A 21,930-nucleotide genomic window follows, 5' to 3' on the forward strand; every position below is an offset into this window, starting at 1 on the left:
GCGGATGCCGGGGGCAGATCCGACAGGCGCCTAGCCCATGGCGATCGCGCCGAACAGCACGCCGGAGGCGAGCATGACCAGGCTGACCACCAGTGCACGCCACAACACCTTCTTGTGGTGGTCGCCCAGGTCCACGCGGGCCAGGGAGACCAGCAGGAGGATTGCCGGGACGAGCGGGGACTGCATGTGCACCGGCTGGCCGGTGATGGAGGCGCGGGCCATGTCCACCGCTGGAACTCCGAAGTGCGCTCCGGCCTCGGTGAGCACCGGCAGGATGCCGAAGTAGAAGGCGTCGTTGCTCATGAAGAAGGTTGCCGGGATGGAGATCAGGCCGGTGATCACCGCCATGTACTGGCCCAGCGAATCAGGGATGATCGTCACCAGCCACTGGCTCATCGCGTCGACCATGCCGGTGCCGGACAGCACGCCGGTGAGCACCGCGGCCCCGAGCACCATGGAGACTACCGCGATAATCTCGCTGGAGTGCGAGGCGATCATCTTGACCTGGTCGGAGACCTTCGGGAAGTTGACCACCAGTGCGATGGCGGTGCCGATCATGAACAGGTAGGACAGCGGCAGCACGTCCACGACCAGCAGCACCATGATGGCAACGGTCAGCGCGAGGTTGAAGAAGAACAGCTTCGGGCGCAGGGTTTCGCGGTTCGGATCCAGCACGGTGCCGTCCATGGTCGCGGTTTCGGTGCCGTCGCCCTTGGTGGCTACGGCTTCCAGCACGGCGATCGGGGAACCGGACACGCCGCCCCGGGTCTTGCCGCCCTTGCCGGAACCGCCCTGGCCGCCGGCGAGGTTGCCGCCGCCGAACGAGGTGCCCCACAGCTCGGGATGCTCGCGCTGCATGCGGCGGCGCTCGGCGATACCCATCTGCCAGGCGAAGATGCCGATGACCACCAGGGCGATGCCCAGCGACGGGAGCATCGGGACGAACACGTCGGAGGCCTCGACCCCCAGCGCCGCGGCGGCGCGGGCGGTCGGACCGCCCCACGGGACGATGTTCAGCGTGCCGTTGGTCAGGCCAGCCACGCAGGTCAGCACAACAGGGCTCAGGCCCAGGCGCTGGTAGATCGGCAACAGGGCCGCGGTCACCACGATGAAGGTGGTGGAGCCGTCGCCGTCCAGCGAGATCACCGCGGTCAGCAGGGCGGTGCCCACGACGACCTTGGCCGGGTCGTTGCCGACCAGCTTCTGGATGCCGGCGACCAGCCGGTCGAAGAGCCCGACGTCGATCATCAGGCCGAAGTACATGATGGCGAACATCAGCAGCGCCGCGGTGCCGGACATCGACTTGATGGCGTCCATGATCATGTCGCCCAGGCCGAAGCCGGCGCCGGCGAACAGGCCGAACGCGGTCGGGACGATGATCAGCGCCAGCAGCGGGGTCATGCGTTTGGTCATGATCAGGACCATGAAGGTGATGACCATGAGGAATCCGAGTGCAACGAGCATTGCCCCGACCTCCTTGGATCTGTGGTGCCACATCGGCGTGGCATCCGGTGGAATGAGGAATCCCTTCCACGCTACGTGTCGGCGCTCACGTTGCGGGGCTTGTGCTGATTACCGCCCCCTTTTGGTCATTGGAATCTTTTTGCTCATAAAACTCACTCGGGCGCACTCCGGTGGATATGCTTGGTGCCATGCATTCCTCCCGACCCGGAACCCGGCACTTCGCCTCGCGCATCATGCGCCTGCAGTTCATCGTGGTCGGCTTCCTGATCGTGCTGGTCACGGCGGGAACGCTCTACGCCAGCTACAACCAGGTGTTCAACCGGGCCGAGGACCGCTCGCTGACCATCGCGCGTTCGGTGGCAGTCATGCCCTCGGTGGTCCAGGAGGTCGAGCGCTACGCGGCCCAGGACCGGCTCGATGTCCAGGCGCTGAGGACCGGCCCGCTGCAGGAGACGGCCCAGGCGATCGTGAACCGCGGAGATGCATACTTCGTCGTGATCACCGAGGACCGCGGCCTGCGCCTGAGCCATCCGAACCCCGCTGAACTGGGGCTGAAGGTCTCCACCGAGCCGGTGGCCTTGGCTGGTATCGAGGACGTTTCGCGCGAGCACGGCACCCTGGGCGAGTCGGTGCGCGCCAAGGTCCCGATATATTCCTCTTCCGGCATGGTCATAGGCGAGGTATCGGTTGGCGTGACCACCGATTCGCTGACCGGGGCGCTGGCGCAGTCCTTCAGCTGGATCGCGCTGTTCGCCCTGCTGGCCGCCGCGCTGGCGGTGCTCGCCGGACGCTACACGGTGCGCAAGCTCAAGCGGCAGACCCTGGGCCTGGAACCCTCGGAGATCGCGCAGCTGGTCCGCGACCAGCAGGCGGTGCTCTACGGCGTGACCGAAGGCGTCATGGGCATTGGCGTGGACAACCGGATCACGGTGCGCAACAAGGCGGCGCGACAGCTGCTGGGCCTGCCGCACCGCACGGAGCTGCAGGACGTCGTGGGGCGCCACTACGCGTCGGCCGGGCTTGATGCGGCCCTGGTGCGCGCCATCCGCGAGCACGACAAGGCGCCGCTGCGGTTGAATGCGAACGGGAATTCGCTGATCGCCCGCGTCACGGACGTGAACCGCGACGGCGTGGATCTCGGGCAGGTGGTGCTGTTCCACGACGTGACCACCGTCGAGGCGCTGGGCACCAAGCTTGACGCGGTGCAGGACATGGCCGATGCGCTGCGCGCCCAGCGCCACGAATTCGCCAACCGCATGCATGCGGTGCTGGGGCTGATCAACCTGGGCAAGATCGAGCAGGCCGAGCAGTACCTGCAGGAAGTCATGGAGACCGGGCCGAAGATCGCCCAGGTCCCCGGGCTCGAGGCAGTGCAGGACGCCTACCTGTCGGCATTCATCTCCGCCAAGGCGGTGCGCGCCCACGAGCAGGGCATCGAGCTGCGCGTCTCGCCGCAGTCGATGCTCTTCGGGCAGATCGCCTCCGCCCATGACGCGCAGGACGCCACCGCGGTGCTCGGCAACCTGCTGGACAACGCCTTCACCGCCGCGCTGCGCGGCGCCGGGGAACCCTGGGTGGAGGTGGACCTGCTCTCCGAGGGAACCACCTTGCACCTGGCCGTGGCGGACTCCGGGCCGGGCATCACCACCGGCCTGGACATCTTCTCGCCCGAGGTCTCCACCGGCTCCGCCCTGGGCGGCGAGCACGGCGCCGGGGTGGGGCTGCCGCTGATCCGCCGGCTGGCCCAGTCGCGCAGCGGGGACGTCTGGGTGGCAGACCCCGGAGGCGCCGACGGCGGGGCGGTGCTGGCTGCCCGGTTGCCCGCGGCGCTCGCCGAACCCCGAACCCCCACCGAAACCCCAACGGAAGGACAGCGCCCATGAGCGGCAAAACCACGGGAAACTACCGAGTGCTGATCGTCGACGACGACTTCCGCGTCGGCGCGCTGCACGCGGAGATGGTCAACGCGCTGCCCGGATTCCAGGCGCTGGAACCGGTGCAGGATCCGCGGGTGGTGCCCAAGGTCGTCGCCGCGCAGAAGCCGGACCTGGTCCTGCTGGACCTGTACCTGCCGCATGTCAGCGGGCTGGAACTGCTGCCAGCGCTGGGCGTGGACGCGATCATGATCTCTGCGGCGACCGAGCCGGAGAACATCTCCCAGGCGATCTCGCGCGGGGCGCTGTCCTTCATCATCAAGCCCTTCGGCGCCAAGACGCTGTCCTCCAAGCTCAAGGGCTGGGCCCGCTACCGCCGGCAGCTGGAGGGCGCCGGGCAGCTGGACCAGCAGGGCATCGACCGGCTTTACAAGACGTTGCAGGGGGTGGACGACGCGGCCGCCGCGGGCGCGAGCGCCGCGCCCACCGAGCAGGCGGTGCTGGCCTGCGTGAAGCAGTCGGCGCAGCCGATGAGCGTCGCCGAAGTGGCTGAGGCGGTGGGCGTCGCGCGGGCCACCGCGCAGCGCTACCTCGCGGCGCTGGTGGCCAACGAGGCGCTGGAGCTTCAGCTGGGCTACGGGACGCGCGGTCGCCCCGAGCACCGCTATATCTCGCGTTAGGTGGCGTCCCAGAGACGGCGGTAGAAGTCGATCTTCCGTTCATCGGGCTCGATGCCGTAGCCGGCGCACACCTCGGCCTGGACCCCTGCCCCGAAGTTCCATTCGGTGCTCCATGCGGCCACCGCCAGATCGGCCCAGCGGTCGCCCACGCCCAGCTCGCCGAAGTCCACGTGCCCGGTGACCTCGTACCCGGGGCCGACCAAGGTGTTCGGCGCGCAGGCGTCCCCGTGGCAGACCACCAGGTCCTCCTCGGGCGCCTCGGTGAGGAAACGCTCGCGCAGCTCGCCTGTGAGCCAGCCCGCGCGGGTGGCTACGTCCCAGCGGAACGGGCAGCGCTCGACCGGCAGCGCCTCGTGCAGCCGGCGCAGCCCGCGGCCCAGTGCGCGGGCCGCCAGCTTCGGTTCGGCCTTGCCGACATCGGACACCAGGTTCTGGCCGGGCAGCGCGGCGGTGACCATGAGCTGGCCGTCGTCGAACTCCTCCAGCGACAGCACCCGCGGCACGGCCAGGTAGTCCGCGGCCCAGCGCAGGCGCTCGGCCTCGAGGCGCAGGTCGAGCTCATCGGCCGCGCTGCGGCCCGCCCCGTTGGCAGAGGCCGTGTACGGGGACCACTTCGCGAAACGCTGCGCCGGTCCTTCGCCGAGGCGGTAGGTCACCCCGCCCAGCGCGTTGAGCCAGACCCCGTGGACCGCCTCGCCCCTGGCAGCCTGGAGCACGCGGGGCGGCACGGGAAGATTCTCCGGCGGGGCGGCGGCGAGGAAAAGGGGTTTGCTCATGCACCCAGCATGACAGCGCCGCGTCCGGCCCCGCAAAGCCCGCCGGCGCGTTAACGCCGCAGGCGGCCGGGCACCGAAGTGCCTGGCCGCCTGAGGATCCAGCGGATGGTGAGCCTAGCGGCCGGTGCCGCCGTACACGGTGGCTTCCACCTCGGTGTCCAGATTGAACGCGGTGTGGATGGCGCGCACCGCGTCGTTGAGCTTGTCGGCGTCGGTCACCACGGAAATGCGGATCTCGGAGGTGGAGATCATGTCCACGTTCACTCCGGCCTGGTGCAGTGCCTCGAAGAAGGTGAAGGAGACGCCCGGGTTCGAGCGCATGCCGGCGCCGATCAGCGACAGCTTGCCGACCTCGTCGTTGTGCTCGATGTCCTCGAAGCCGATCTCGCCCTTGGCGGTGTTCAGCGCGTCCAGCACATGCTTGGTCTCGGTCATCGGCAGGGTGAAGGAGATGTCGGTCTTGCCCGAGCCGCGGGTCGAGATGTTCTGCACGATCATGTCGATGTTGGCCTGGGCCGCGGCGATCACGCCGAAGATCTGCGCCGCCTTGCCCGGGATGTCGGGGACACCGATGACGGTGACCTTCGCCTCGGAATGGTCGTGGGCAACACCGGAGATGATTGGCTGTTCCAAGGGTTCTCCCTCTTGAATCTTGATCTTGTCGTTGGGGTCCGGGAGCACCCAGGTGCCCTCGTTGGTGCTGAAGGAGGAGCGCACATGCAGCGGCACTCCGAAGCGGCGGGCGTATTCCACGCAGCGCAGGTGCAGGATCTTGGAGCCGCTGGCCGCCATCTCCAGCATTTCTTCGCTGGTGATCTGCTCGATCTTGGTTGCGGAAGGAACCACTCGGGGGTCGGCGGTGTAGACGCCGTCCACATCGGTGTAGATCTCGCAGACGTCGGCGCCGAGCGCTGCGGCCAGCGCCACCGCGGTGGTGTCGGAGCCGCCGCGGCCCATTGTGGTGATGTTCTTCGATTCCTTGCTCATGCCCTGGAAACCGGCGACGATGGCGATGAATCCGCGGTCGATGGCGCGGCGCACGCGCTGCGGCGAGACCTCCATGATGCGGGCCTTGCCGTGGGTCGAGTCGGTGATCAGGCCGGCCTGGGAACCGGTGAAGGAGGCCGCGCGTTCGCCGAACTGGTCGATCGCCATGGCCAGCAAGGACATGGAGATGCGTTCGCCGGCGGATAGGAGCATATCCATCTCGCGGGCGGGCGCCTCGTCGGTCAGCTGGCCGGCAAGGTCCAGCAGGTCGTCGGTGGTGTCGCCCATGGCGGAGACCACCACGACCACTTCGTGGCCCTGGTTCTTGGTGTCAATAATTCGGCGCGCGACGCGTTTGATGCCTTCGGCATCCGATACGGACGAACCGCCGAACTTTTGCACAATTAGGCCCATGGGCACTCACTCCACCTGTTGAAAGCTGTGGCTCGCGCGCTTGTCCGAAGCACCGCCGACACCGCGGGTGGCGGGCGCAGGAAAATGCCGCGCGAGACATCTACCAGATAAATATTGTGACAGCTTCGCTCGATCATGACCTACTTGTGACGTTAACGGTTGGTCATATTGCCTAGAGAGCGCCGGGGAATGTGCCTTAAATCGCTCCCTATCCCTTGGTGCGAGCCAAAATTTGTCGCCAAAAGGACTTCCACTCCGACACCATCTCGGGGTCCCCAGCCTTAGTAACGTTTACGGCAATGCTGACTTTTTCGCCCTTGAGCCCAATGTCTACTTGGGTCTTGGTGCCGTCGCTGAAACTCGCCCGCCAGTAGCGCCAACGTTCGCTGGAGCTGAGCGCAGGGTCCTCGGCCAGCGTCTGCCCGTTGAATTCGGCCAAGCCGGAAACCGCCTGCAGCCAGCGTTCCAGTGCGCCGTCCAGCGTCGTCGGGAGCGTCGCGGTGGTCGATCCCTGGAAGCTTCCATCCTGGGTCTGGCCGGGAACTCGGCGGCCGATTTCCTGTTCGAAGGCCACCGCGACACTCTGGGCCCACCATTCAGGGTTCTTCAGGTCCTTCGGCATCAGCGTGGCGGCCAGCTGGGCAATCTGCTGATGGACCAGCTCGGTCGCCGAAGCCTCATGCAGGGCCTTCGACCATTGGCTCCACGGCCGTCCGGTGGCGCGGGCGATTGCGTCGGTGTTGCTGCTTCGTGTTGCCATGCTTGAAATCTAGCGTGAATGCGCCGCACCCTCCAGTTGGGGACGTGTTATTGCCTGCAATAGGCGCACACGATGGAACGCGCCAGCGCCAGGCGTTCGTTCTCCGGGACATTTCGGCGCAGCTTCGATTTTCTTGTCCGGATCCATAAACGAAAGGAGCCGCGGACTTCGATATGTGTCGAAGTCCGCGGCTATTCCGGCGGCGTCCGGAATCTAGGCGCAGTCGAAGTCCAGGTTCAAGCGGCCGATCAGCGTGGTCAGCGCGCCGAGGTCGTCATCGCTCCATTGCTCCATGCGGGCCCTGAGGTCCAGCCGCCAGTTGTGCAGCCATTCGCGCCGCCGGGTCACCGCCAGCTCGGTGGGCAGCAGCTGCGAGACCCGGCGGTCGTCCGGATCCACTTCGCGGGTGACCAGTCCGAGTTCCTCGAGCTTGGTGACCATGCGAGAGAGCGCCGCCTTGTCGATCAGCAGGCGGTCGCAGATCTCGGACTGCGAGATGCCCTTGGAGCGAACGACCAGCCCGAGCACCGGCAGCGCCGCCGTCGTCAGCCGGTGCTCCATGCGTGCGGCGACTTCCCGCTTGGTGCGGGCGATGACCGCGATGAAGTCCAGCAACTGCTGCTCGGCGGCCTCGTAGAGTTCGGCGCGCTCAGCGCTGGTGCTGGCGACGCGGCCGTTCACGGTATCCATGGGCCTTCCTACGCCCCGGCGGGGGAGCCGGGCTTCTTCTCGTTGTCGCCGTCAGCGATGGCAGGGGCTTCGGTGAGCAGGGTGCCTTCGGCGCGCTGCGCCTCCAAGCCCTTAGCACCGTCAACGGCAGGGGCCGAGGCAGGAGCCTGGCCTTCGCCTTCCTGATGGCGTTCAACCGCGGTCTGCGTGCGCAGCTTCTGGTTCGGCAGCAGGCACACGGCCACGACGGTGATCAGGGAGATCGGGGCGGCCACTGCGAACAGCGCCGCGACACCGTCGCCGTACACGGATTCGAAGATCACTCGCACCGGCTCGGGCAGCGTGGAGATGCTCGGCAGGCTGCCGGAAGCCAGCTGCGCGGAGACCTCGGCGGCCTTGTCGCCCAGCGTGGCCATCGCCTTGGCCAGATCGGACTGGCGGTCGGCGATCATGTTCGGAATGTTGATTGCCAGCAGGGCGCCGAGCCCTGCGGTGCCGGCGGTGCCGCCCAGGGTGCGGAAGAAGTTCACGGCCGAGGAAGCCACGCCGAGTTCATTGACCGGAACGGCATTCTGCACCACCAGGACCATGTTCTGCATGACCAGGCCGACGCCGGCGCCCAGGATGAACATGTACACGCCCACCAGGACGAAGTTGGTGTCGTAGTGGATGGTGCCCAGCAGGAACAGGCCGACGACCTGAAGGATCGAGCCGGTGACCACGAAGGCCTTCCACTTGCCGAAGCGGGTGATCAGCGCGCCGGCGATGGTGGAGATGACCAGCAGGCCGGCCATCATCGGGAAGGTCATCAGACCGGCCTGGGTGGCGGTCGCGCCGCGGGCCATGATCATGTACTGGCTGAGGAACACCGAGGTGCCGAACATCGAGACGCCGATGGCCAGCGAGGCGATGACTGCAAAGGTGAAGGTGCGGTTCTTGAACAGACCCAGGTTCAGCAGCGGTTCGGCCGCCTTGAATTCCGTGAGCACGAACAGTGCCAGCAGAACCACGGAGCCGCCGGCCATCAGGTAGCTGGTGGTGGAGTTCCAGCCGAACTGCGAGCCGCCCATGGACATCCAGATCAGCAGCAGGGCTACGCCCGAGGACAGCAGCATGATGCCCAGGTAGTCGATCTTGACCTTGCGCTTGGCGAAGGCCGGAAGATGCAGGGTGCGCTGGATCAGCAGGATCGCGACCACGGCGAACGGCAGCGCCACGAAGAAGTTCCAGCGCCAGTTGATGGTGTCGGTGATGAAGCCGCCGATCAACGGTCCGCCCACGGTGCCCACGGCCATGACGGCGCCGAACAGGCCCATGTACTTGCCGCGTTCACGCGGGGAGAGGATATCGGCCATGACGATCTGGCTCAGGGCACCCATGCCGCCGCCGGCCAGGCCCTGGATGACGCGCATGGCGATTAGGAATTCGGTGTTCTGCGCGAAGCCCGCGGCGGCCGAAGCCAGTACGAACATGGCCAGCGCCAGCTGCAGCAGCAGCTTGCGGTTGCCGAGGTCGGCGAGCTTTCCCCAGATCGGGGTGGAGATGGTGGTCGCCAGCAGCGTGGCGGTGACGACCCAGGTGAAGGCGGTCTGGCCGCCGTCCAGATCGGAAACGATCACTGGAAGTGAACTGGAAACGACGGTGCCGGCCAGGATGGAGACAAACATACCCATCAGCAGGCCCGTCAGGGACTGCATGATTTCGCGGTGGCTCATCTTGGGCTGGGCGACCGGTGCGGTTGCGGTCATAAGCGCTCCAAAGAAGAAGAGAAGAAAGGTTGATTCTCGTCAACTATAAATGATTAGTTGACAATCATCAACCATGTGTGGGGTGCTCCACAAAAGTGCCGCGGCGGGAATAAAAACACCCCGCCGACGGCGCGTTGAGCGCGGGCGGCGAGGTGGATCCTGCGGAGAGCGGGTGGTCAGCGGGTCGCGCTGCGATGGTCGTCCATCTCCGGAACGACGAAGCGCGGCTGCGTTTCCGCACCGGCCTCGGAAGCCGGCTCCGGGCCTTGCTCGGCGGGCTGGTCCGGCGCAGGGGTCTCCCTGCGCGGCTGCGGTTCGGGATCCGGCAGCTGCGGCGCAACCTGCGGGGCGGCGGCCCGTCCGGCAACCCGGCGGCCCTCGAAGGCGCGAGCCAGCGTGACCTCGTCGGCGTACTCCAGGTCGCCGCCCACCGGGAGGCCGGAGGCCAGGCGGGTGATCTTGATGCCCAGCGGGGCCAGTGCGCGCACCAGGTACACCGCGGTGGCTTCGCCCTCGAGGTTCGGGTCGGTGGCCAGGATCAGCTCGGTGATCGAGTCGTCGGCCAGGCGGGTGACCAGCTCGCGGATGTGCAGTTGCTCGGGTCCCACCCCGGCCAGCGGATTGATGGAGCCGCCCAGCACGTGGTAGCGGCCGGCGAAGGCCCGGGTGCGCTCGATCGCCAGCACGTCCTTGGACTCCTCGACAATGCAGATCGTCGTGCCGTCGCGGCGCTCATCGCGGCAGATCGCGCAGGTGTCCTGCTCGGAGATGTTGAAGCAGATTTCGCAGAACTTCACCTTCTCCTTGACCAGCTGGATCGAGGCGGCCAGGCGGGTCATGTCCTCGGCGTCGGCATCGAGAATGTGGAAAGCGATGCGCTGCGCCGATTTCGGGCCGATCCCAGGCAGCCGACCGAGCTCATCGATCAGTTCCTGTACAGCACCTTCGTACACGTGCGCCTTCTTTCGTCGCTTGCAGGGATAGGTCTTGAGCGGCCCGCGGGCCGGTTGCGGGGAGGCCAACGCACCCCGCCAACGTACACACTAGTGTCTCACTCCGACAGTTGGTATGGCTGCCGGATCGGTCACAGGCTGCGCTTGATTTCCACGATGTTGCCGTTCACGTCGCGCTGCTCGATGACCATACCGCCGAGCAGCCGCTCGACCGCAGGAACGCCGATCAGGGCGGAGTCCTCCACCTCGATGTCGTCGTCGCTCGGGACGAACTCGTAGGGATCCTCCATCGCAGGTTCGGGCGGCAGCGGCGCGCCACCCCAGCCGCTGGCGGACTGCACCGGCGCGGCGGCCGGAGCAGCGTCCTTTGCCTGGTTCATCAGCTGCTGGTAGCGGCTCATGCGCCCGGAGCCTGCGCTCGGACGCGGGTCCGACGGGGTGCTCGCGGGCTGCGCGGCCGGATCCGGGGCGCCCCAAGACGGAACGGTTTCCCGGGCAGGGGCCTGCGGCGGCTGCGCGGGCCGGAACTGCTGCGGAGCGCCGTGCGGCGCCGGGGCAACGGGTGCCGAAGCTGCCTGCTGGGACGGAGCTTGCTGCGCGGGGGCCTGGGACTGCGCCTGGATCGGTCCAGGGGCCTGCGGCTCGGGCTCGCGGGCGCTGGCCGCCGGCTCGAAGGAGCCGGTGGTGCTGCCCGGGCGCAGCGGCGTCGAGGACACCGGACGGTCGATCGAGAAGCCGGGGCGTTCGGCCTGGCGGGCGTTCATCCCGGCGGTCATGCGCGGGCGCGGAGCCACCGGCGGGCCATCGAAGGAACGCGGGGCGCTGCTGCGCTGCGGGGCCGGAGCCACCGGAGTCTGGAAAGCAGGTGCTTCAGGCTGGAACGGCTGGACCTGCTGGACCGGTGGCGCGGCGGGAGCCGCTGGCTGAGCCGGAGCAGGCGACGGAACCTGGGGTTTCGTCGCCGCGTAGGGGTCGCCGAAGGCGCCGTCGTCAGGGAACGGCGGCTCGTCCATGTACGGCTCGTCGTACGGCGGAGGCACGTCGTCGTAGCTGGACACGTAGCCGTTGTCTCGCGCGGGCGCGGCGGCAGCCGGCGCAGCGGGTGCCGGGGACTTGCGTATCGCCGGAGCGGCCGCGGTCCGGGCCGATGCAGGCTTCGAGGGGCGCGAAGCTACCCCAGCGGAATCAGCCTTGATGAACTTGGTTGGTGCTGGGGTTGGCGCCGGGATCGGCCGGCGCTCACCTTTTGGGGAACCACCGCCTGCAGGGTTCGAGCCGCCTTCGGTGATGACAACCTCGATCGGCCCGCCAGCCACCTGCGAAAGCACTCCGGTGAGCGTCTGCATCATGTCCGGCCGGTTTCTCAGATTGACGATCGGACCGGAATTGCTGAAGGCAAGCGTCAGCGTGCGGCCGTCGAATCCGGCGACCGATCCGTAGTTCGACACCATGGAGTGCAGCACGCGCGAGTTGGACTGCAGCTGTTCCAGAATCTGCGGCCAGGCCTGCTGGAACTTGGTGACCGGAGAAGCTCCGGCTGGAGCAGCCGTTGGCTGGTTTCCCTGCTGAGGGTGCTGCTGCTGGTACTGGTTCTGCTGCTGGGCGGACTGCGCCTGCTGGCGCTGCGCCGCTTCGCGTTGGGCTTGTTCGCGCTGTGCCTGCTCTTGGGCGGCCTGTTCCTGGGCTGCGCGTTGGGCTGCTTCGTGCTCGGCCTGCTGGCGCTGGGCGGCTTCACGCTGCGCCTGTTCCTGGGCTGCACGCTGGGCTGCTTCATGTTCGGCCTGCTGGCGTTGGGCGGCTTCGCGTTGGGCCTGCTCACGCTGAGCTTGTTCATAGGCGGCGCGCTGCTGTGCTTCGGAGTCCGGCTGGATTGGCGGGACCTGGGCGACATGCTGCTGCTGGTGTTGCTGCGGTGCCTGGCTCTGCTGAGCCGGGTTCTGCAAGTGCTGTGCCTGTTCGTAGGCGGCGCGCTGCTGTGCTTCGGAGTCCGGCTGGATCGGCGGGACCGGGGCTGCCTGCTGCTGTTGCGGGGCCTGGTTTTGCCGGGCAGCGGCCTGGGCTTGCTGCTGCGACTGCTGCTGGGCGCGGGTTTCTGCCGCGCGGCGGGCGAATTCAGCCATGGCAGGGTTCTGCTTGACGTCGTCGATGGAGACACCGGTCCCGAAGGACAGGTCTTCGCCGCTGGCTGGATCCGGCACCAGGCTGAACGGCGCGACGCCGTCGGGGCGCTCGGCCGGAACGCTCGGGCCGGGCTGGATCTCGGTGGTGACCGGGTTCCGGTCTTCCTTCGGTCCCCAAGTGGCGCCCCAATCGGCGTCCGCGCCGGTGTTCAGCGAGGCTGCCGCTCCCGGATCCAGCGGAGCGTTGAGATCGTCCGCGGCCTGAGCCTGGGCGGCGGTCTGCTGCTGTGCGTCTGGCTGCGGCTGGGCAGGCGCCTGGGAAGCGTGCGGAACCTGGGATTCTTGGTGCCGCTGGGCTGGCTGGGTGTGCTGATCCTGCGGGGCCGATGCGGGCTGCGCCGGAGCCTGCTGCACGGGAGCCTGCTGAACCGGTGCAGGCTGGGTTTCGGCCGGAGCTTCTGCAAGCGCTTCGGGAATCGGCTCTCCGTCGCGGCGGGCCTTGGCCGCGGCCAGAGCCTGGCGTACGGCGGCGGCGCCCTGGCGCGCTGCGCCAGGATTCGGCGCCGAGCCCATGGAGACGGCAACGTCCTCGGATCCCTCGCCATCCAGCGCGGGCAGCGCCCCGCCGGTCATGGCATGGCGCTCCAAGCGGTCCAGCCGGGCGGCGAAGGAACTGTCCGAGCTCTGCGAACCGGGAAGCAGCAGGCGCGCGGCCAGCAGCTCAAGGTGCAGGCGCGGGGAGGTTGCGCCGGTCATGTCGGTCAGCGCCTGATTGGTGACATCGGCCCAGCGGGACAGCTCGCCGGCTCCGGCCAGCCCGGCCTGCAGGTGCAGGGCTTCGAGCTGGTCGGCGGGAACTCCGCGCAGGATCTTCTCCAGGCCCTCCGGCATCGCCTTGGCGATCACCAGGTCGCGGAAGCGCTCCAGCAGGTCCTCGACGAAGCGACGCGGATCAAGTCCGGTCTGGATGATGCGGTCGATCGCGCTGAACAATCCGGCCCCGTCTGATTCGTGCAGGGAGAGGACGACCTCGTCCAGCAGCGTGGAGTGGGTGTAGCCCAGCAGCGCGATGGCGGTTTCGTAGTCCAGGATCCCTTCGCGGGCGCCGGCCATGAGCTGGTCAAGCACCGACAGGGTATCGCGGACCGAGCCTGCTCCGGCGCGAATGACCAGCGGCAGCACGCCATCGGCCACCGCGACGTTTTCGCGGTCGCAGAGGACCTTGAGGTATTCCAGCAGCGCCTCGGGCGGCACCAAGCGGAACGGGTAGTGGTGGGTGCGCGAACGGATGGTGCCGATGACCTTGTCCGGCTCGGTCGTCGCGAAGATGAACTTGATGTGCGCCGGCGGCTCTTCGACGATCTTCAGCAGCGCGTTGAAGCCTGCCGAGGTGACCATATGGGCCTCATCGATGATGAAAATCTTGTAGCGGTCGCGGGCAGGGGCGAACGTCGCACGCTCGCGCAAGTCGCGGGCATCTTCCACGCCACCGTGGCTGGCGGCGTCGATTTCGATGACGTCCAGGGAACCGGGGCCGCCGTTGGCCAGCTCGACGCAGCTCGGGCAGGTGCCGCAAGGGATCGGAGTGGGACCCTGCTCGCAGTTCAGGCAGCGCGCGAGGATGCGGGCCGAAGTGGTCTTGCCGCAACCGCGCGGTCCGGAGAACAGGTATGCGTGATTGACCCGGTTCTTCTCCAGAGCGGTCATCAGCGGTGCGGTAACGTGCTCCTGTCCGATGACGTCGGCGAAGGTATCGGGACGATATCTGCGGTAAAGCGCTGTAGTCACACCGGTTCCCTATCGGTTGCGCGATGCCGGGGGCATCAGCTGTTGGACAATGTTTTCAGGCCTCACGATCCACGGTTCGCGCGGAAGCGCGGCCGGGTCGAATGCCTCCAAGGCTGCCTGCAAATCCTGACCCGGCAAGCCCAATGACTCTAGCAAAAATGCACGTATTTCGGCTGGATGCACACCTTGTTCGGTGATCTCTTCGAGCGTTACAGCGCCATCGCGCTTGGCCAGCCGCTGGCCCTTCTCGTTCAGCGCCAGCGGTACGTGCGCGTACGTCGGAACGGTGTAGCCGAGCAGCTGCGCGAGATACGCCTGGCGTGGTGCCGACGAGAGCAAGTCATCGCCGCGGACTACTTGGTCGATTCCGCTGGCCGCATCGTCGACGACGACCGCCAAGTTGTACGCCGGTGCACCGTCGTTACGCACCAGGACGAAATCATCCACCGTCCCCGTGTAGCTGCCGGCGAGCTCGTCCTGAACAGTAAAAACGTTCGCTTCGGCGCGCAGACGCAGCGCCGCTGGCCTGTGCCGGGCCTTTTCGGCACGCTCTTCCGCGGTGAGGTTCCGGCAAGTTCCGGGATAGGAGCCCGGAGCGGCATGCGGAGCGCTGCCGGCCTCGGCAATGTCCTTGCGGGAACAGAAGCATTCGTAGACCAGCCCCTGCGCTTTGAGATCATCCACAATGGCGCGGTATACAGGCAACCGATCGGACTGACGCACCATTGTTCCGTCGAAACTTAGACCCAGCGCTTTGAGCTCGGCAAGCTGCTCGTCTTCGGATCCGGCACGAACGCGATCCAAGTCTTCGACGCGCAAAAGATAATCGCGGCCAGTGGAGCGGGCGAAAAGCCAAGCCAGGACAGCGGTGCGCAGGTTGCCGATGTGGAGGCGCCCTGACGGGCTAGGGGCGAAACGGCCAGCGCCCACGTGGACTCCATTCGGCTTGCGTAAAAAGTAAAGACCCCTCATGCACCTGTCAGAGCCCATCTACCCTTGCTACCTTCCGGTCCTGGGGGAGTTCAACAGGATGACACCACACGAGGGGTCACCAAAAATACTACCCGAGGAAGGGGTGTGGATAAAAATCGTAGGGCGTGCGCTTGCTCTCACCGGGTGCCCGCAAGTGAAAGTGAACCAAAAATTTGATCAGATTTCTCACGCGGCTCGTTTCCGGGTGGCCAGTCAATTGCTTGTCGGCGACTAAGGCCGGAGTTGACGCAAAATTTTGATCAAGCAATTTGTTCAGGCGAAGATCGGGCGTAGGCGGCTGAGATTTGTAATCCCTTGCGCTTGCGGTTTACAGAGTTAAAAATCTTGTCAAGATCTTTTAGTGCCACTGCGTGGGCTAGTGAGCTTGCGTCAGATGCACTCGTTGTGACGGCATTGCCCAGAATTCTGATCAAAAAATTTGATCAGGAAGACAACTAAGTCGCCAAGCGCCGGAGGCGGCGGCCTGCGCTGAAGGTCTCGGCGAACTGAACGAAAAATTTGATCAGAATTCGTCGAGGTCTCCAACTTGTACTCGCGGCTGCAGCCCTACGCATGATGAGCGAGGGCTGTTGCATATCTTGACCGGAGAATACGGCCATTTGGACCAGAACGACATGGCGATGTGAGCCCTTCTGAACGGGTCCACGACGTACGGGAAGAATACTTTGAATGTCGTGCGGCTGTCGAAAGAACTTTAGGGCTGGGTTTCTGATCAAAAAAATGGATCAGCATCTCATCAACTGGTGATCTGTTGCGGAGGCTATCCAGCAGCGGCTTCTGGAGGGTCGTACCAGCCAAGTACCCTGCGAACGCGATCAGTCATCTCAACCTCGGGAAGGACCGGCGTCTGGTTTCTCTCGAAGTCGAAGTTCTGTACTGATTTCACGCTCCCCGGAACCTCAAGACAAACAATCCCATTAGGTGTGCGCCAGTTGACAGATCCATCAGGGCGATAGGTTACTTCCCAACCCAACGCGTGTTTGAACAGCTGGTGCCTTTTGCATAGGAGTTCGGTATTAGTGCGTGATGTGTGGCCTCCCTGCGCCCAGCCATCAATATGGTCGGCCTCTGACTGCTCGGCCAGCCGATTGCAACCGGGAAAACGGCACTGAACGTCGCGGAAACGCAGAAGATCCTTTAGCGCCTTGCTTGGGCGATACTTTTCCCGGGCAACATCAATCGCGGCACCCGTCCACGGGTCTGTTAGCACCTTGATGAACGATGGTGCATCCCTTGCAATATTCAGTGCTGTACCAATAGGTATCGGACCGTAGCCTTCTAGCTCGGCGAGGGACTTTTTGGGGTCGGCCAACATTTCCAAGGCAGGGATAGTTACGGCTACGCGCGCTTTCAAAGGAGTGCCATTCGTGTCAGGCCAGCCATCAATCATTGCATCGCGGAAAATGTCAGCTCGGCGCTGCCGCTCGGTGCGCTCATCATCCTCATCAACATTCGTCACGGCGAACCAGTTGACTGTGTTGATCATACTGAAAATATCCTCCGCGGGAAGATAGACCTGAATCGTGGCCATGCCATTTTCATCCGCCCACCACGTAATGGAGCGACCTTCACGTGCCTCTTTATGTCGTTCGTCAAGGGGCTTCGGATGAAGCCGCTCTCTCATTCGGCGGGCTCTTTGCGAGATCGCTGAGTCTGTAGCTGTCTTGGCCAGGGGAAGCAATACGTGTTCCATCTGTTTGATGTCTTCAGGCTCCAGATCCTGAGATTGCTTGACTATTTCTTTGGCCGCTTTCGTAGTGATATCGCCATTGGCCAGAGCTGACAAGGTATCTACGCACAAGTTGCGCAGACCTTCCGCGGTGAACAGCTTGCCTTGAATGTGAGTTTCCGAATCTCGCATGGCGACTGCCGCTTCGGCGATGAAAGACGACCTGACCGTGATCTCGTCAGCCAAATTGACGCCGTAGTACTTAGCCGACAGCTCTCGGGCCTGATCGTCCTCCTGATCGAGCAAGGAATCTTGGACGCCCCTGTTGGCAGATTCGCGGGCACACATTTCCAAGGTGTCCGCCATGAGTGACGCTTCGGCTGCGTCCAGCATGCTTCGAAGCCGGCCGATGGCTTCAAGACGCCTGAACCCGTCAGCTGGTGTATCCACAGGCGGAAGGTTGTATAGATCCAAGGCGGTGGACGCGAATTTATTGAAGAACTTGTGCTGGTCAAGTTCCGCGTCCCACACTCCTCCTGAACCGAAATTCTTTCGAAGACCAGGAGGATACATCGGTAGACGATGGGCATCATCGTCGCTGTGAAATACCTCTCTTTTGCTCATGTTTTGAGTATCCTCCGCACTACGGACAGTTTGGTGGGGCCTGTTGCAGCGTGGGGAAAGCGCGGAAAATCGGCTAAATCTAGGGGATCGCGGAGTCGCTCGGAAAGCGATTTGCCAGCGCGTGGTCTTCGATTCGTGATTGTGTGGAAATTTAGATATGCTTGATTCTGCTCCACGGAGCAGACTGAGGAGGATTCGCCTAGCGGCCTATGGCGCACGCCTGGAACGCGTGTTGGGTTAACGCCCTCAGGGGTTCAAATCCCCTATCCTCCGCCAATGGAAAACCCCCGAGAAATCGGGGGTTTTTTCGTTTAATTTCACTGGAACGGGATCCCCGCCGTCCACGCGATCTTGAAGTGTTCTTGCAAGATGTCGGATTGCCAGCTGATTCGCCGTTACCTCCAAAGACAACTTGTAGTTTCGAGCCCTAGACAGCAATTGGACGCCTCAAAGTGATACGCGGTTCCCCTAGGATCTGGTCTTGGGCGAAGTTCAGCGAGGCGCTTTTTTGCTGATTCGCTGGCAACTTCCGGTTTGGTCGCGTTAAAGGGAGATAGGCGTATCATCCGAGGCGAAGGCGGTCATCCAAGTGCTGCCTGTGGAGCGGGAAGTTGTGGGCCATGTCCGTAGTCATCAGTGAGATTGCCATTGATTGTAAGAATCCAATGCTTGTTGCCAAGTTTTGGTGCGAAGTATTGGGCTATGAAGTTCGAGAAGAAGCCGCAGGCTTGGTGACCATTGGGCGGCGCGGAGATGGGTCAAATGAAGCAGTGATCTGTTTCGCGCAGGTGCCAGAGGAGAAGAGCATCAAGAACCGGATGCATCTTGACCTTCGGCCGCAGGGTAGTTCGCAACAGGACGAAGTCGACCGTGTGCTGGCGCTGGGGGCGCAGTACGCGGACGTCGGGCAACGCGACGACGAAGACTGGGTTGTTCTTTATGACCCGGAAGGTAACGAGTTCTGCGTGCTCTCCGGTAGCATTTAGTCCACGCAGCGGTCTGTAACGTTAGGCCGCCGCGATCGCCTTAACAGGGGATTGGGGAAAAACGTGGTTGGGGAAATAGCAAAGGCTGTCGTCATTGAGTACGACGAAGCCGTGCGTGGAAAAATGACAACTCTGCTTCGGCAGATCGGGTTTGCCATACAAGAGGAGTCCAGCGGGCAAAGGGGAGTTGCGCTGGCCCATAGGGCAAAGCCGGATCTCATTGTCGTGGGCTTTGGCCTGCCCGATATCGATGGCATCGAAACGATTCGCCGCTTAAGCGCCCATCTTGACGCGTACATCTTGGCGGTGATGGACGTCAGCGAAGAGATTGAAGTGGTTTTGGCCTTCGATGCAGGAGCAGACGGGTATTCTCCGAAGCCGCTGCGTGAACGTGAATTCCGGGCCAGGATCGATTCGTTCTCGCGACGTCAAGCCCGCATCAACCAGATGTTGAGCGACAGGCAGGGCTCCGCCGTCGAGGTGCTGAGTCATGGCGCGTTGCGCTTGGACTCTTCAACGTGGGAAGTTCATCTGGATGGCATGCCCATCGTCCTGACGGCTACCGAATTCACCCTCCTCCATGTGCTAATGCAAGTTCCGGGCAGGGTGCGCAGCAAGAAAGAGCTTGCTCGGAGGGTCAGCCTTGAAGGCGACGATCTTGAGCATGGCTATGTTTCCGACTCGGACGTTCGAAGCATTGAGGTTCACATAGCAAACCTCCGGCGCAAGTTAGGTGACTCTGCGCGTTCTTCGCAGTGGATTGAGACCGTGAGGGGCGTTGGATACAGATTGGTAAATGATCCCGGTTCATACTAGTGATACCTGAAGCTTTTTAAAGAAAACTATTGGATTTTCGGAGGCTTGATGCAATCTTGAGCTAATTGATAACACAGCTTAAGTGTGGTCTTGCACAATGAGTCCCATGGCCGAAAGGTCTAGCGAGAACTACGAAACTGAACGATGGCTGGTTTTTGGGGGAATGGCCAAATCGCCTTGGGGGAGGCGTCGGGTAAGACAGCAAGCTCGCGAAAAACGTGAAGACTTCGATGCGGTGGCGCAATACCCCGTCGAAGTCTTCACGTTTGTTCTGTCCGGAACCCGGTCGCTCATTGAGCTGTTGGGGTCAGGCGGTAGCCCGATTCTGGATCAGCTGCGGGTAGTGGATCGCAGCGGTCTGCGGATGGGCGCGCAGCCAACCCTTGAGCACGTTGGCCCCGTATGAGGCCAGCATCGGGTTGTGCGGGTCGTCTGAGACGCCGCGCGCGTCGGCGGCCAGCTCGGCCGGAAGCTCAACCTTGTCGATGACAGCGTCCAGGCGCGGGGAGTAGAAGAACGGCACCGAATAGCGGTCGACATTGGCCGGCGGGGCGATTACGCGGTGGATGGTGGCCATCAGGTAGCCGTCGGTGGCGACCTCGAGCATTTCTCCCAGGTTCACCACGAGTGCCCCTGGAGTCGGCGGAACCTCGATCCACGAATCCTGGCCGTAGGGCTGGACCTGCAGCCCGCCGACCTGGTCTTGTAGCAGCAGGGTGACGAAACCGTAATCCGCATGCAGACCGACGCCCTGGTTGCCGGCCTCCGGCACGATGCCGCCGCCCACGTAGTGCACCAGCTTGCCCATCCATGCGGGAGCTCCGGAGAACGGTTCGTCGAAGTAGTCCTCGCCCAGGCCCAGACCGACGGAGATCGCCGAGAGCAGTTCATGCCCGGTGCGGTTCATCAGCTCGGCCCATTCCATGGCGTGTTCGCGCAGTTGCGGGAAGTCCTCGGGGAACTGGTTGCGGCCCTGCAGGTTCAGGTACGGCTTGTCGGCCGGCACGACGGCCAGCGGCTCACGGTCCGGCCCGTAGTCGATCTGTTCGCGCGAGTCGGCGCGGCCTCGGGTGATCTCGGTGCCCAGGCGGGTGTAGCCGCGGAACTGGGCGCTGTTGCGGTTGTCGAGCCCGATCTTCTCCTCGACGGGCTTCGCGAAGAACTCGGCAACCGTGTCCAGCAGTTCCTGATCCTGGTTGGCGCGCGAGGCGTACCCGACGATCTGGAAGAAGCCGACGCGGTGGGCAGCGTCGAGCAGTGCGGCAACGAACTCGGGATTGAACGTGCCATCGGCATTCCGGGAAGTGGAGATATCAAGGACTGGGATCTCGGTTACTACGTTGTTCATAACCCTAGGGTGCACCCGACTGATGGATTGTTACTATCTAAAATGACGCACCGTTCCGCCACGTTTCAGCCGTTGTAACAATCCTTGCCAAGCCCTGAACCTGGGCGCATACTTTGCGCTCGCAGGGGTTCGGGACCGGATTTATCTGCGAAGCGGATGTTTGAGGTTCGCGATTCGGCGGTGGTCCGTTCGACGTGCATAATGCCCGATTCAGCGCCCGGCCCGGTGATCTGGTCGCTTCCTCGGGTAATTTGTTACGCGGGTGCCTATGCTTGAAGGGTGATTTTCAGAGCAGTGGGCGATTCGCGTCCGTACCCCGAGCACGAGTTGACCAGCACCCGCGACTGGAGCGCCATTCCGCCCTCGCAGGTCAAGCTCGACCAACTGGTAACCACCAAGTCAACGCTTGATCTGGAAACGCTGCTCTCCGAGGATTCGACGTTCTTCGGCGACTTGTTCCCGCACGTCGTGCGCTACCGGAACGTGCTGTATCTGGAGGACGGGCTGCACCGGGCGCTGCGCTCGGCGCTGCACCACCGTTCGGTGATCCACGCCAGGGTCTTGGATCTCGACGCGGATTAGGTATGCTTTCGCCACAAAGGGGAGCTGCCTGAAAGTGGGTGCGATGATGCACGAACGCGAGGACCCTGCGACGTTGCGCGGGGCTCACATCGTTGGCGAGCGAGAGCTGAGTTTCGTGTCCAACGCCCAGGCAAAGCGCGACGCGCGCAAGCGGCAGAACGTCATATTCTCGATCATGGCAATCATGGTGCTCGTGGCGTTCATCGCCGCCACGCTGGCCTTCACCGGGGTGCTGAAGATCGGCGGCGCGCCGACGGCGGTGCAGGCCGACGACCAGCCCGCGGAGCAGATTGCCAACCCGGCCTGCCCCACGGCCAGCTTCAGCTACCAGGACCCCGCAAGCTTCAAGGTGCGCGTGCTGAACACGACCACCATTTCGGGACTGGCCGGCAGGACCGCGGAGGCGCTGAAGGAGCGAGGCTTCCAGATTTCGGCCACCACCTCGGGGCTGGACAGGTATGAGGACAAGGTCGCCGTGGTGCTGGCCGGCCCCAAGGGGTACGCGCAGGCGCTGACCATCCAGCGTCAGGTGCCCGGCTCCGAGTTCGTCTACGACGAGATGATGTACGGCACCGAGGTGGACCTGGCGCTGGGCACCGGATTCGAGAACCTGGTCAAGGACCGCAAACTGAACACCGCCCCGGGCACGCTAGAGTGCATCGCGCAGCAGTAGCGGGGA

General features: G+C 64.3%; 16 protein-coding genes, 1 tRNA gene, 1 other RNA gene and 1 pseudogene. 7 read left to right on the forward strand and 12 right to left on the reverse strand.

Annotation, left to right across the window (positions count from 1 at the left end; genetic code table 11):
* Positions 1-30: 30 nt before the first annotated feature.
* Complete coding sequence (locus RF641_RS12580) at positions 31-1,464, reverse strand: CitMHS family transporter (protein ID WP_047118079.1); 1,434 nt, start codon at positions 1,462-1,464, stop codon at positions 31-33.
* A 188-nt stretch (positions 1,465-1,652) separates the two neighbouring features.
* Here RF641_RS12580 and RF641_RS12585 point away from each other — a divergent pair, with 188 nt between their 5' ends.
* Both RF641_RS12585 and RF641_RS12590 read left to right on the forward strand, forming a co-directional pair.
* Complete coding sequence (locus RF641_RS12585) at positions 1,653-3,347, forward strand: sensor histidine kinase (RefSeq protein WP_113607608.1); 1,695 nt, start codon at positions 1,653-1,655, stop codon at positions 3,345-3,347.
* Complete coding sequence (locus RF641_RS12590; protein ID WP_047118077.1) at positions 3,344-4,018, forward strand: response regulator; 675 nt, start codon at positions 3,344-3,346, stop codon at positions 4,016-4,018. The genes RF641_RS12585 and RF641_RS12590 overlap by 4 nt, the downstream gene beginning before the upstream one ends.
* On the opposite strand, the gene RF641_RS12595 is transcribed toward RF641_RS12590, so the two are convergent.
* The 10 genes and pseudogenes from RF641_RS12595 to RF641_RS12640 all read right to left on the reverse strand — a co-directional run bounded on the left by RF641_RS12595 (position 4,015) and on the right by RF641_RS12640 (position 17,519).
* Positions 4,015-4,794 carry a phosphotransferase gene (locus RF641_RS12595; RefSeq protein WP_424573318.1) on the reverse strand — a complete coding sequence of 260 codons (780 nt, stop codon included), beginning with the start codon at positions 4,792-4,794 and terminating at the stop codon, positions 4,015-4,017. The two genes, RF641_RS12590 and RF641_RS12595, sit on opposite strands and share 4 nt — an antisense overlap.
* A 114-nt stretch (positions 4,795-4,908) precedes the next feature.
* Positions 4,909-6,195 carry an aspartate kinase gene (locus RF641_RS12600; protein WP_047118075.1) on the reverse strand — a complete coding sequence of 429 codons (1,287 nt, stop codon included), beginning with the start codon at positions 6,193-6,195 and terminating at the stop codon, positions 4,909-4,911.
* Between the two features lie 208 nt (positions 6,196-6,403).
* Entirely contained in the window at positions 6,404-6,955 is a 552-nt protein-coding gene (locus RF641_RS12605; RefSeq protein ID WP_424573319.1) for a hypothetical protein, read from the reverse strand.
* A 213-nt stretch (positions 6,956-7,168) separates the two neighbouring features.
* Positions 7,169-7,645, reverse strand: a complete 477-nt coding sequence (locus RF641_RS12610; protein WP_113607611.1) for a MarR family winged helix-turn-helix transcriptional regulator — start codon at positions 7,643-7,645, stop codon at positions 7,169-7,171.
* 8 nt (positions 7,646-7,653) lie between these two features.
* Entirely contained in the window at positions 7,654-9,372 is a 1,719-nt protein-coding gene (locus RF641_RS12615; RefSeq protein WP_424573320.1) for a DHA2 family efflux MFS transporter permease subunit, read from the reverse strand.
* A 362-nt stretch (positions 9,373-9,734) separates the two neighbouring features.
* A pseudogene (recR, locus tag RF641_RS12620) lies at positions 9,735-10,325 on the reverse strand (recombination mediator RecR); the annotation flags it as partial.
* A gap of 131 nt (positions 10,326-10,456) precedes the next feature.
* Positions 10,457-14,233, reverse strand: a complete 3,777-nt coding sequence (locus tag RF641_RS12625; RefSeq protein WP_424573321.1) for a DNA polymerase III subunit gamma and tau — start codon at positions 14,231-14,233, stop codon at positions 10,457-10,459.
* A gap of 9 nt (positions 14,234-14,242) precedes the next feature.
* On the reverse strand, positions 14,243-15,163 hold the full coding sequence (gluQRS, locus tag RF641_RS12630) for a tRNA glutamyl-Q(34) synthetase GluQRS (protein WP_060617044.1): 921 nt from the start codon (positions 15,161-15,163) through the stop codon (positions 14,243-14,245).
* A gap of 26 nt (positions 15,164-15,189) precedes the next feature.
* An RNA gene (ffs, locus tag RF641_RS12635) (signal recognition particle sRNA small type) lies at positions 15,190-15,286 on the reverse strand.
* Positions 15,287-15,986: 700 nt separating this feature from the next.
* A complete protein-coding gene (locus RF641_RS12640; protein WP_082123768.1) occupies positions 15,987-17,519 on the reverse strand; it encodes an HNH endonuclease signature motif containing protein in 1,533 nt (510 codons plus the stop codon).
* Between the two features lie 188 nt (positions 17,520-17,707).
* Between RF641_RS12640 and RF641_RS12645 the strand changes: the two genes are divergently transcribed.
* The 3 genes from RF641_RS12645 to RF641_RS12655 all read left to right on the forward strand — a co-directional run bounded on the left by RF641_RS12645 (position 17,708) and on the right by RF641_RS12655 (position 19,321).
* Positions 17,708-17,795 (forward strand) — tRNA-Ser (locus RF641_RS12645).
* Positions 17,796-18,139: 344 nt separating this feature from the next.
* Entirely contained in the window at positions 18,140-18,505 is a 366-nt protein-coding gene (locus RF641_RS12650) for a VOC family protein (protein ID WP_047118070.1), read from the forward strand.
* 63 nt (positions 18,506-18,568) lie between these two features.
* The gene (locus RF641_RS12655; protein ID WP_052772210.1) at positions 18,569-19,321 is read left to right on the forward strand and encodes a response regulator transcription factor; all 753 of its coding nucleotides are present in this window, start codon (positions 18,569-18,571) and stop codon (positions 19,319-19,321) included.
* Between the two features lie 307 nt (positions 19,322-19,628).
* Here RF641_RS12655 and RF641_RS12660 read toward each other — a convergent pair whose 3' ends face one another.
* On the reverse strand, positions 19,629-20,669 hold the full coding sequence (locus tag RF641_RS12660; protein ID WP_047118069.1) for an isopenicillin N synthase family dioxygenase: 1,041 nt from the start codon (positions 20,667-20,669) through the stop codon (positions 19,629-19,631).
* Between the two features lie 279 nt (positions 20,670-20,948).
* Between RF641_RS12660 and RF641_RS12665 the strand changes: the two genes are divergently transcribed.
* The gene (locus tag RF641_RS12665) at positions 20,949-21,251 is read left to right on the forward strand and encodes a type II toxin-antitoxin system VapB family antitoxin (RefSeq protein ID WP_047118068.1); all 303 of its coding nucleotides are present in this window, start codon (positions 20,949-20,951) and stop codon (positions 21,249-21,251) included.
* Between the two features lie 43 nt (positions 21,252-21,294).
* The gene (locus RF641_RS12670; protein ID WP_052772209.1) at positions 21,295-21,924 is read left to right on the forward strand and encodes a LytR C-terminal domain-containing protein; all 630 of its coding nucleotides are present in this window, start codon (positions 21,295-21,297) and stop codon (positions 21,922-21,924) included.
* The last annotated feature ends 6 nt before the right edge of the window (positions 21,925-21,930 follow it).

The sequence above is a fragment of the Arthrobacter sp. 'calajunan' genome (assembly GCF_046940185.1).
GTDB classification, from domain to species: domain Bacteria; phylum Actinomycetota; class Actinomycetes; order Actinomycetales; family Micrococcaceae; genus Glutamicibacter; species Glutamicibacter soli.